An 11067-nucleotide genomic window follows, 5' to 3' on the forward strand; every position below is an offset into this window, starting at 1 on the left:
GCAATCCGGAATCCCCTGCGCCGTTCCGCGTGACGGCAGCTGACGAAGTAGTCGAACGACTGTTGCCGCCACTGCCCGGTTCATTCAGAATTCTCTGGACCGGTGAATTTCGGTGCTACTCCGGAGTACGAAGAGCTCGACGCCCCGAGTTTTCCGGTGGCAATTGCCTGGCGAAAGCGGAGAATCCTGTTCTCCGGCGGGCCCGCCCATTCCGCAGGAGGAACGTGATGACCGCACGATTCGACGGCAAGGTCGCCCTGGTGACCGGCGGCGGCTCCGGCATCGGCCGGGCCACCGCGCTGGCCTTCGCCCGGGAGGGTGCCACCGTCATGGTGGCCGGCCGGGAGCCGCACGAGCTGCGGGAGACCGTGGCGCTGATCGAGAAGGAGGGCGGCACCGCCGACTGCGCCCGGGCCGACGTCACGCACGGCATGGACGTCATCAAACTGGTGCGCTCCACGGTCGAGCGGCACGGCGGTCTGCACGTCGCCTTCAACAACGCCGGGGTGATGGGGCAGGCCAGCCCGCTGGCCGAGGTCTGCGAGGCGGTCTGGGGCGACATCCTGGCCACCAACCTGACCGGTGCCTGGCTGCTGATGAAGCACGAGATAGCGCACATGAAGGCGAACGGCGGCGGCGTCATCATCAACACCGCGGCCAACATCAGCATCCACGGCCGGGTGCCCGGCTTCGGCGCCTTCGCCGCCTCCAAGGCCGCGCTCTCCACCCTGACCCGCACCGCCGCCCGGGAGTACATCAAGGACGGCATCCGGATCAACGCGATCAGCCCCGGCACGGTCGACACCGACCAGGAGCGCCGCTCCGACGAGAGCGAGCAGCAGCGCGCCGAGCGGGTCAGGGCCGGGGTGCCGGTCGGCCGGGTCGCCAGGACCGAGGAGATCGCCGACACGGTGCTCTGGCTGGCAAGCCAGGAGGCCCGCTTCGTGGTCGGCCACGACCTGGTGCTGGACGGCGGGGCCACCGCCTGATGGTCGGGATCCTGCGCGAACTCTCCGGGGACGGCGTCTCCCTGTGGCTGGACGGCCTCGGTCGCGACCGGCTGGCGGACGGCGGCCTGACCCGCCTGGTGCGCGAGCGGTGCGTGGTCGGCGCCACGGGTGCGCTCGGTGATGGTGACGCGTACCGCGAACAGCTGGCCGAGCTGGCCGCCGACGGTGCCTCCGCCGCGGTGGCGCTGCGTGAGCTGACGGTCAGTGACCTGCGCTGGGCCTGCGAGGCGCTGGAGCCGGTGTACCTGCGGACGGCCGGCCTGGACGGGCTGGTCTCGGCCCGGATCGACCCCTCGTTCGTCGAGGGCACCTGCCTCACGCTGGCCGAGGCCCGGTCGCTGCACCTGGCGGTGGACCGGCCGAACCTGCTGATGGAGATCCCGGCCACGCCCGAGGCGCTGCCCGCGATCACCCGCTGCCTGGGTGAGGGCATCGGCGTGCACGTCTCGCTGGTGCTCACCGAGGAGCGCTACCGCCAGGTACTCGAAGCCTTCCTGGCCGGTCTCGAACTGGCCGTCGCGAACGGCGTGGACGTCTCCCGGATCAACTCGGTGGCCGGGCTGCCGGTCGGCCTGCTGGACACCGTGCTGGACCGCGAGCTGGATCTGATCGGCACGCCGGAGGCCCGGGCGTTCCGGGGCCAGGGCGGGATGGCGCTGGCCCGGCTGGTCTACCGGCGGTACGAGCGCGCGCTCGGCTCGACCCGCTGGAGTGGGCTGGCCGCCCTCGGCGCCAGGCCGCAGCGACTGCTCTGGGACGTCACCGAGGTGATGGACCGTCGGTACCGGGACACCAGGTACGCCGAGGAGCTGGTGGCACCGAACTCGGTCACTCTGCTCTCCGAGCAGACCCTGACGGCCCTCGCCGACCACGGCAGGCCCGCCTCGGCGGACCGCTTCTCCGGCGGCTACGCGGACGCCGAGCAGGTGCTCGGCTACCTGGACCGGTTCGGCGTCGACCTGCCGAAGCTGCTGGCCGCCGCCGAGTGCGACGCCCTCGCGGGCCTGCGCCGGGCCAGGGTGGAGCTGCTGGAGCGGGTGCTGACCCGGCTGGCCGAGTTCGGTACCGCGGCCTGACGCACACCGCGGGCGCACCGCCGCCTGCTCAGCTCGATCGCTCAACCGAATCGCCCAGCTCGATTGCTCGCATTGCGCAGACCCGACGAGAGGCAGGAGAGCTTCGATGGCGAAGATCCTGATGGCCGGTGGCGGCATCGGCGGCCTGGCGACCGCACTCGCCGTCGCCAGGCAGGGCCACCGGGTGGTGGTGCTGGAGAGCCGGGACACCTTCACCGAGCTCGGCGCCGGCATCCAGCTCGGCCCGAACGCCTTCCACGCCCTCGACCACCTCGGGATCGGCGCCGAGGTGCGCGCTCGCGCCGTGTACATCGACGGACTGCGCTTCATGGACGGCACCACCGGCGAGCCGGTGGCGCGGATGCCGCTGACCGGCGCGTACCGGGAGCGGTTCGGCAACCCGTACGCGGTGGTGCACCGGATCGACGTGTACGCCCCGCTGCTGGCGGCGGCCCGGCTGGCGCCCGGCATCGAACTCCGTACCGGCGCGGCGGTGCGGGGCTACCGGCGGACCGGGGACGGCGTCATCGCCGCGTTGGCCGACGGCGGACGGGTGCGCGGCGACGCGTTGATCGGGGCCGACGGCATCAACTCCGCCGTCCGGGGGCAGCTGGTCGGCGACGGCGCCCCGCTGGTCTCGGGCCACACCATCTACCGTTCCGTCATCCCGATGGCGAAGGTGCCGGCCGAGCTGCGCTCGAACACGGTCACGCTGTGGGCGGGCCCGAAGTGGCACTTCGTGCACTACCCGATCGGCGGCGGCGAGTACCTCAACCTGGCGGCCACCCGGGACGACGGCGCCCGGCGGGCGGTGACCGCGGTGCCGACCGGTCGGCACGCCGTGCTGGACGCCTTCCCCGAGCTCGGCGAGACGCCGCGCCGGCTGCTGGAGCTGGGCGAGGAGTGGCGCTCCTGGGTGCTCTGCGACCGCGATCCGGTGGAGCGGTGGACCGACGGCAGGGTGGTGCTGGTCGGCGACGCCGCGCACCCGATGCTGCAGTACGCGGCCCAGGGCGCCTGCCAGGCGCTGGAGGACGCGGTGGTGCTCGGCGGGCTGATCGGCACCGAGGCCGAGGAGTTCGAGCAGCGCTTCGAGAAGTTCGCCGCCGAACGGCGCGGCCGCACCGCCGCCACCCAGCTGCTCGCCCGGGAGCTGGGCAGCCGGCTCTACCACCCCGGCGGAGAACGGGCGACGGCGCGCAACGCGATGCTGGCCGCGCTCTCCCCGGAGGAGCTCCACCGGAAGGTCGAGTGGCTGCACGGCGCCCGGGTCGGCGAGGGCAGGGTCACCGAGGCGCCGCTGATCGGCCGTCAGGCGCTCGTCGCCCACTGAACCAGCGGGTTGGACCCCACGCCCCCTGGGGTCCGGCCCGCTATTTTCGGAATGACAGAATTGCTGTCATTCAAATCACTGTCATATTCATTCAGTCCATGGCCGAACACTCCGGCCGGAATGGCCGGATGGTGCGCCTGGGGGCGTGTGCGAGAGGTAAGTGCGCCGGGGTGGCGCGAGGCAGGTCGACAAATCTGCCCGCGCGCCGGGCCGATGACCCCCGAGCGCTACTGCCTTTCGGTGTCATCCCAGCTGGGCGCCGGTGCGTCTGCCCACGAACGGGGCTATTCCCGGACTACACGGATCGCGGGTCACGTCACGCTAACGGGCGAAAAGGCCGCCCGATGCTGGCGCTTTGTCGATTTGTTGCGGAAACCTGTTGCTCGGCGTCGCAGCCCCGCAGTGGTTCGTCTGGCCGCGAACTCCTGCAAGCACCAGGAGAAGTACCGAGTACCAAGCGCAGTACCGGAAGTACCGCAGCACTTATCTGGAGGCACGTACATGGCTCGCACTCGCACCACCCGACTGATCGGCCTGCTGGCCGCCGCCCCGCTCGCAGCCGCCCTGCTGCTCGTGGGCGCCGACGCCGCCTCGGCCGACAACGGAGCCCTGGCGGGAGACGGTTCCAACAGCAGCGTGGTGTCCAACGTCGGGAGCGGGAACATCTTCGGCACCGTCAGCGGCAACTACAACCAGACCCAGCAGGTGGCCACCGGCTCCGGCGCGTCGAACCAGAACAACAACTTCCAGGTCAAGGACAACGCCGGCTTCGTCTTCAGCGACCAGGGCAACCGGGACTTCAACTTCGTCTTCGCGCCGGTCTTCCACTGAGCGGTCCCCGGGTGAGCTGAGCACCCGGCCGCACGACCGACCGAGCCGTCCGGGGTGGAGAGGGTCACTCGTCTCCCGGTACAGCGAGTACACCCCCGTGGGCGGTGCCGTTCTACGGCACCGCCCACGGGCGCGTCCGGACGGGCCACCTCGGCGAGCAGGTCCGGACGGGCCGAGTCCTCAGGCCGGGGTCCCCAGGTCAGGGTCGGACACGCGGGCCGACGGTTCCCCGCATTCGTCTGACGATCAGTCAGTATCGAGAGGTGATCCGCTACCTCGGGCCCGCGGCCCTCACCGCGGCCTCCCTCGTTCTGCTGCTCGCCACGGACGGCCTGCCCGACGGCAGCACCGCATCGGCGGCCGAGCGGGGAGCGGTGGCCGCACCCGGCCGGGCCGCGTCGGCGCAGGCCGCTGCTCCCGCCCCGGTGGTCCTGCGGGCCACCGTGCTCGCCGACCGGCCGGCACCCAGGCCGCAGACGGCCCGGCGCCTGTTCACCGGCTCCGGCTTCGACGCCTGCACCGCCCCGCCGCTGGAGACCATGACGGCCTGGAAGCAGAGTTCCCCGTACGGCGCGGTCGGCCTCTACGTCAGCGGCAGCCAGCGCGGCTGCTCCCAGCCCCGGCTGACCGCCGACTGGGTCCGGCAGGTGGTGGCGATGGGCTGGCAGCTGATGCCCACGCATGTCGGCCGCCAGGCCCCGTGCAGCACACTCCGCAACAAGCCGAACCGAATCGACCCGGCCACCGCCGTGCAGCAGGGCCAGGCCGAGGCGGCCGAGGCCGCCGCCGCGCTGCGCTCGCTGGGGCTCGGCCCGGGCAGCCCGGTCTATCTGGACATCGAGTCCTACCCGCGCGGCGACCAGACCTGCGCCCAGAGCGTGGTGGACTTCACCGTCGGCTGGACCCAGCAGCTGCACCTCGAGGGCTTCCGCTCGGGCTTCTACTCCAGCGCGGACTCCGGCATCTCCGACCTGGCCGCCGCCGCCCGCGCGGGCAGCGCCCCGCTGCCCGACGCGGTCTGGTACGCCCGCTGGGACGGCCGGGCGGACACCACGGGAGCGGGCAGCCTCGACCCCGGCCAGTGGGCGAACCACCAGCGCATCCACCAGTACCAGGGCAACGTCCAGGAGACCTGGGGCGGCGCCACCCTCGGCATCGACCGCAACCAGGTGGACGGACCGGTCGCGAGCTGAGCCACGGGCCCGCGCCGTGGTGACTTTCGCCGCTGACAGCCCGGCGCCTTGACGACAGAATCGGGGCCCAGCAGCATCCTCACTACTCGCCAGTAGTAGGGGCGCGCTGCCCTGCCGCCCGGTCAAGGAGGACCCGCGTGTTCAGCACGATGCAGGACGTACCGCTCACCGTCGCCAGGATTCTGACGCATGGCTCGACCCTGCACGGCAGCTCCACCGTCACCACCTGGGACGGCACCGGTCCGGTGGTCCGCACGTACGCCGAGGTCGGCGCGCGAGCCGGACAGCTGGCGCACGCACTGCGGGACGAGCTCGGGGTGACGGAGGGCAGCACTGCGGCGACCCTGATGTGGAACAACGCCGAGCACCTGGAGGCGTACCTCGCCGTGCCGTCCATGGGCGCGGTGCTGCACACCCTCAACCTGCGGCTGCCCGGGCACCAGCTGGCCTTCATCATCAACCACGCCGCCGACCACGTGATCCTGGTCGACGGCAGCGTGCTGCCGCTGCTCGCCGCGGTGCTGCCGCAGCTCAACCCGACGCTCAGGCACATCGTGGTGAACGGTCCCGGCGACCGTTCGCTGCTGGACGGCTTCACCGGACGGGTGCACGACTACGAGGCACTGATCGCGGACCGGCCCACCGACTACCCCTGGCTGACCGAGATCGACGAGCGCCGGGCCGCCGTGCTCTGCTACACCTCGGGCACCACCGGCGACCCCAAGGGCGTCGCTTACAGCCACCGCTCGCTCTACCTGCACTGCATGCAGGTCAACGCCGCCGACAGCTTCGCCCTGACGGCCCGTGACATCGCGCTCCCGGTGGTGCCGATGTTCCACGTGAACGCCTGGGGCGTGCCGTACGCCGCCTTCATGTCCGGCGCCGCGCTGCTGATGCCGGACCGTTTCCTCCAGCCCAGGCCGCTGGCCGAGATGATCGACCGGGTGAAGCCGACGGTCGGCGCCGCCGTACCGACCATCTGGAACGGCCTGCTGGACGAGTTGGACGCCGGCTCCTACGACACCTCCTCGCTCCGGATGGTGGTGATCGGCGGGTCGGCCTGCCCGCCCGCCCTGATGCGCGGCTTCGAGGAGCGGCACGGCATCCGGGTGGTGCACGCCTGGGGCATGACCGAGACCTCCCCGCTCGGCACCTTCGCCCAGCCCCCGGCCGGTCTGACGCCCGAACAGGAGTGGCCCTACCGGGTCAGCCAGGGCCTCTTCCCCGCCTCCGTGGAGGCCCGGCTGGTCGGGCCCGGCGGTGAGCGGATGCCGCACGACGGCTTCGCGGCAGGCGAGTTGGAGGTACGCGGTCCGTGGATCGCCGGCGCCTACTTCGCCGGTGCGGGCAACGAGCCCGAGCGGCCGGAGGACAAGTTCAGCCCGGACGGCTGGCTGCGCACCGGTGACGTGGGCACCATCACCCCCGACGGCTACCTCACCCTGACCGACCGGGCCAAGGACGTGATCAAGTCCGGCGGCGAGTGGATCTCCTCGGTCGAGCTGGAGAACCAGCTGATGGCGCACCCCGAGGTGGCCGAGGCCGCGGTGGTGGCGGTGCCGGACGACCGCTGGGGCGAGCGGCCGCTGGCCACCGTGGTCCTGCGGCCCGGTGCCACCGTCGGCCTCTCCGACCTCCGTGCCTTCCTCGCCGAGCGGGTCCCCTCCTGGCAGCTGCCCGAGCGCTGGTCGATCATCGACTCCGTCCCGAAGACCTCGGTCGGCAAGTTCGACAAGAAGGTGATCCGGGCGCAGTACGCGGCCGACACCCTGGACGTGACGCTCCTCGACAAGAGCTAGCACCGGAGGCTCGGGGCTCCGCAGATCACCGGAGCCCCGAGCCTTCCGAGGCGTGCGCCTCAGCTGCGGGCGCCACTCACCTCTGCCAGGCTGCCGATCCGGCCGAGGAGGTCGACGATGCGGGACTGGACGTCCTCGGAGGTGGAGCGTTCGGCGAGGAAGAGCACGGTCTCGCCGGTCCGCAGCCGGGGCAGCTCCTGCGGGTCGAGGTCGACCGAGGTGTAGACGACCAGCGGGGTGCGGTGCAGGCGGTCGTTGGCGCGCAGCCAGTCGAGCAGGCCGACCCGGCGGCGCCGGATCTGCAGCAGGTCCATGACCACCAGGTTCGGCTGCACGCTGCTGGCCCGGGAGACCGCGTCGTTCTCGTCGGTGGCGTGCTCGACGTGCATGCCGCGCCGCTCCAGGCTGGCGATCATCGCGGCCGCGATGTCCGGGTCGGACTCGACCAGCAGCACCCGGGAGGCGTGGTTCTCGCTGTCCTTGGGCGCCAACGCCCGCAGCAGCATGGCGGGATCGGCCCCGTACGCGGCGTCCCTGGTGGCCTGCCCGAGGCCGGCGGTGACCAGGACGGGCACCCGGCTGTTGAGCGCTGCGGTGCGCAGCGACTGCAGCGCGGTGCGGGTGATCGGTCCGGTCAGCGGGTCCACGAAGAGCGCGGCGGGGTAGGCGGACACCTGGGCGTCCACCTCCTCGCGGGAGCGGACGATCACCGGCCGGTAGCCGCGGTCCTGGAGGGCCTGCTTGGTGGACGGGTCAGGCTCGGGCCAGACCAGCAGCCGACGCGGGCCGCCGTCGACGGCAGGCACCACCATGGTGGGCGGGTCGTCGCTGCCGGTCGGTGCCAACTCCGTACCAGTCATGGGGAGTTCGGAGGTCGGCCGAGGGGGTGTGCGCGGCTCGACGGGCTGCTCCTGGACCGGCTCCGCAGGCGGTCCTGCCAGGGCGGGCAGGGCGTGGCGCTCGGCCGGCCCGGCCTGCTGCGGGAAGGCGTTCGGGAAGGCCCCGGCGAAGCCACCGGACGGACGCGGCGGGGCCAGCTCACCGAGCCCGCTGCCGACGGGGCGCGGCTGCTCGGGCGCGGCCGGCTCGGCAGCGGGCTGGACCGCCGGCTCCGGCCGGCTCTCCCCGGAGGGCAGTTCGAGCGCCCTGCGCGGCTCGGGCGCGGGGGCGGCCTCGGGCTGGGCGGGCAGCGCCAGCCGACGTCGGCGCCCGGTCGGCTGGACGGCCGGCGGGTCGGCGGGCGCGGGCGGTGCTTCGGGCAGCGCGAGTTCGAGGCCGGGGTAGACCGGCGTACCGGGGTCGGGCACCCCGGGGATCGACAGCGACTCCGGCTGCCCCCGGCGGCGGCGTCCGCCGCGTCCGGGCTCCTCCTCGGCCGCGGCCGGTTCGGCGGCCGTCGGCGTCGGCGTGGTCTCCGGTCCGGTGCCGAGTGCGATCGGGCCCCGGGTGGGTTCGGCCTGACGCTCCGTCGGTTCGGGCCGCCGCCGCTCGGCGGCGCCGTCCGCCGCGGCCTCGGTCACGGGTGCGGCCGGCTTCTGCTCCGGCTCCTTGGCGTCCGCCGGGGGGACCTCGGGCAGGTCCGGCAGCATCGCGGTGTCGGTCTCCTTGGGCACGTGGTGCTGCCCCGTCGCTCCGGCCTTGGCCACCGCGGCCGGGTCGAGCGGCAGTTCCACCACGTACGTCGTCCCGGCCCGGGACGGCAGCTCGTGCCGCTGGAGCACCCCGCCGTGCCGCTCGACCGTGGCGCGGGCGATCGGCAGGTGGACCGGGTTGACCGTGTGGGAGGGTCCGCGGACCTCGATCCGGGCGACCTCGCCGCGCTGGGCGGCGGCCAGCACCACCATCGGCGCCTCGACCGCGCCGTCCGGGTCGGCCGCCTCCAGTGAGAGCGCCACACCGCTGACGTCCGCGACCAGGTGGGCCAGGGCCCGGGCGAGCCGCTCCCGGTCGGCGACCACCTCGACGCCTGCGGCGTGCACGGAGTACCTGACCCGGCCGGTGCCGACCAGTTCGCCCGCCTGCTCGACGGCGCGCTGCACCACCTTGTCCAGACCGACCACGCGGCGGTCCAGGTCCTCCTGGCCGGCCTCGGCCGCGCTCTCGAAGCGCTGGTGGGTGAGCACCCCGTCGATCAGGGTGCCGAACCGACGGCACTCGTCGGCCAGCCGCCGCAGGGTCCAGTTGGCCTCCGGCCAGAGCTGCCCGGCCGGGTCGGCGGCCAGCGCGTCGATCCGCCGGTGCAGCGCTTCCAGCGCGCCGCCCAGCTCGCTCTCCAGAACGGCCGTCAGGTGCTCGTTCCGCGCGACCAGCGCCAGCTCGCCGGTCCGGTCGGTGAACGTCATCACCGCGCCGACCAGTTGGTCGCCGTCCCGGACCGGGGCGGTGGTCAGGTCGACCGTCACCGGCTTGCCGTCCTTGCGCCAGAGCACCGCGCCCCTGACCCGGTGCTTGCGCCCGGAGGTCAGGGTGTCCAGCAGCGCCGAGCCCTCCAGGGCCAGCGGGCTGCCGTCCGCCTGCGAGTGCTGGATCAGCGGGTGCAGCTCGCGGCCACCCAACTCGCTGGCCCGGTAGTCGAGGATGTGCGCGGCGGCCGGGTTGACCAGCACCACGCGCCCTTCGAGGTCCACCCCGAGCACGCCTTCGGCGGCGGCCCGCAGGATCATCTCGGTCTGCTTGTGCTGCCTGCGCAGCTCGGCCTCGACGCCGAGCCTGCTGCTCAGGTCGCGGACCAGCAGGAGCAGCAGCTCACCGACGGAGCCGCCGCCGTCCTGGGGGTAGAGCGAGGTGTAGCCGGAGCCACCGCGCTCCTCGCCGTCGTCCGTGAAGTCGTTGCCGGAGACCTCGACCGGGAAGGTCGACCCGTCCGTGCGCCGGGCGGTCATCCGGACCGGGCGGTCCAGCCCCTCGGCCTCACGCGGCGCGGGGCGCATCGAGCCGGGGATCCGGCTCGGGTCGAACTCGGGCAGCAGGTCCAGCACGCCCATCCCGACCAGCGAGGTGCCGGGGGTCTGCAGCGCCTGGACGGCGGCGGTGTTCGCGTCCACGACTGTTCCGTTGCTGTTCACCAGCAACAGGGCGTCGGGCAGGGCATCGAGTATGGCGGCGAGGCGAGCAGCGCCTCGGATCGGCCTGCTGCTCACGTCGACAGGTCTCCTCACGGCTTGCGTCACGGCGTGCGACCGGCGGCTCGCGCTCTCCTCGGGAGACTGGAGTATCTCATTCTTCTTTGCGCCGTGGACGACCCGGCCGGTAACGTTGTCGGTGGTTGGTGTCGGGCCCCCGGGCTGTGGCATCATCTCAGTCGCACGGAGTGCACCGCTGGTCGGTGCGGTCCGTCGTGGAGGAGGCTTCGCCTAGTCCGGTCTATGGCGCCGCACTGCTAATGCGGTTTGGGCCTTCAAGCCCATCGAGGGTTCAAATCCCTCAGCCTCCGCCACTGGAGCCCCGCCGGTCAGAGACCGGCGGGGCTCCTGTCGTAGCCCCGGGCAATCGATTTCGCCCCAGGTCGAGGGTCATGTAATGTTGTCCCCGCACCGCCCCGCAAGGCCCAGGCCGCACGGGGCGAGCGCTCATAGCTCAACGGATAGAGCACTTGACTACGGATCAAGAGGTTGCAGGTTCGAATCCTGCTGAGCGCACCACGCACCACCGCTCTGCGGCCCGCTCGTCGGTCCGCCCGAGCGCTCATAGCTCAACGGATAGAGCACTTGACTACGGATCAAGAGGTTGCAGGTTCGAATCCTGCTGAGCGCACAGATCGAAGGCCCCGGGTTAACCCCCGGGGCCTTCGCCGTTTCCGGGGTCCGTGCCGACTGCGACATATCC

The 11067-nt window shown here is 72.6% G+C and carries 7 protein-coding genes and 3 tRNA genes; 9 read left to right on the plus strand and 1 reads right to left on the minus strand.

Annotated features, from left to right (window positions below):
- The first annotated feature begins 227 nt into the window (after positions 1-227).
- From ACKUU6_RS16995 to ACKUU6_RS17020, 6 genes are all read left to right on the plus strand, one after another.
- Entirely contained in the window at positions 228-989 is a 762-nt protein-coding gene (locus tag ACKUU6_RS16995) for an SDR family oxidoreductase (protein ID WP_407989401.1), read from the plus strand.
- On the plus strand, positions 989-2086 hold the full coding sequence (locus tag ACKUU6_RS17000) for a transaldolase family protein (protein WP_407989402.1): 1098 nt from the start codon (positions 989-991) through the stop codon (positions 2084-2086). Before ACKUU6_RS16995 ends, ACKUU6_RS17000 begins: the two co-directional genes overlap by 1 nt.
- A gap of 106 nt (positions 2087-2192) precedes the next feature.
- Entirely contained in the window at positions 2193-3419 is a 1227-nt protein-coding gene (locus tag ACKUU6_RS17005) for a 3-hydroxybenzoate 6-monooxygenase (RefSeq protein ID WP_407989403.1), read from the plus strand.
- Between the two features lie 501 nt (positions 3420-3920).
- On the plus strand, positions 3921-4250 hold the full coding sequence (locus ACKUU6_RS17010) for a hypothetical protein (RefSeq protein ID WP_407989404.1): 330 nt from the start codon (positions 3921-3923) through the stop codon (positions 4248-4250).
- 263 nt (positions 4251-4513) lie between these two features.
- Entirely contained in the window at positions 4514-5443 is a 930-nt protein-coding gene (locus ACKUU6_RS17015; protein WP_407989405.1) for a DUF1906 domain-containing protein, read from the plus strand.
- A gap of 137 nt (positions 5444-5580) precedes the next feature.
- Entirely contained in the window at positions 5581-7242 is a 1662-nt protein-coding gene (locus tag ACKUU6_RS17020; RefSeq protein WP_407989406.1) for a long-chain fatty acid--CoA ligase, read from the plus strand.
- A gap of 59 nt (positions 7243-7301) precedes the next feature.
- On the opposite strand, the gene ACKUU6_RS17025 is transcribed toward ACKUU6_RS17020, so the two are convergent.
- Positions 7302-10382 carry a PAS domain-containing protein gene (locus ACKUU6_RS17025; RefSeq protein ID WP_407989407.1) on the minus strand — a complete coding sequence of 1027 codons (3081 nt, stop codon included), beginning with the start codon at positions 10380-10382 and terminating at the stop codon, positions 7302-7304.
- A 202-nt stretch (positions 10383-10584) separates the two neighbouring features.
- Between ACKUU6_RS17025 and ACKUU6_RS17030 the strand changes: the two genes are divergently transcribed.
- From ACKUU6_RS17030 to ACKUU6_RS17040, 3 genes are all read left to right on the plus strand, one after another.
- Positions 10585-10678, plus strand: a tRNA-Ser gene (locus tag ACKUU6_RS17030).
- Positions 10679-10807: 129 nt separating this feature from the next.
- Positions 10808-10883, plus strand: a tRNA-Arg gene (locus tag ACKUU6_RS17035).
- A 39-nt stretch (positions 10884-10922) separates the two neighbouring features.
- Positions 10923-10995 (plus strand) — tRNA-Arg (locus ACKUU6_RS17040).
- The last annotated feature ends 72 nt before the right edge of the window (positions 10996-11067 follow it).

The sequence above is a fragment of the Kitasatospora sp. CMC57 genome, assembly GCF_045866025.2.
Classification (GTDB): Bacteria; Actinomycetota; Actinomycetes; order Streptomycetales; family Streptomycetaceae; genus Kitasatospora.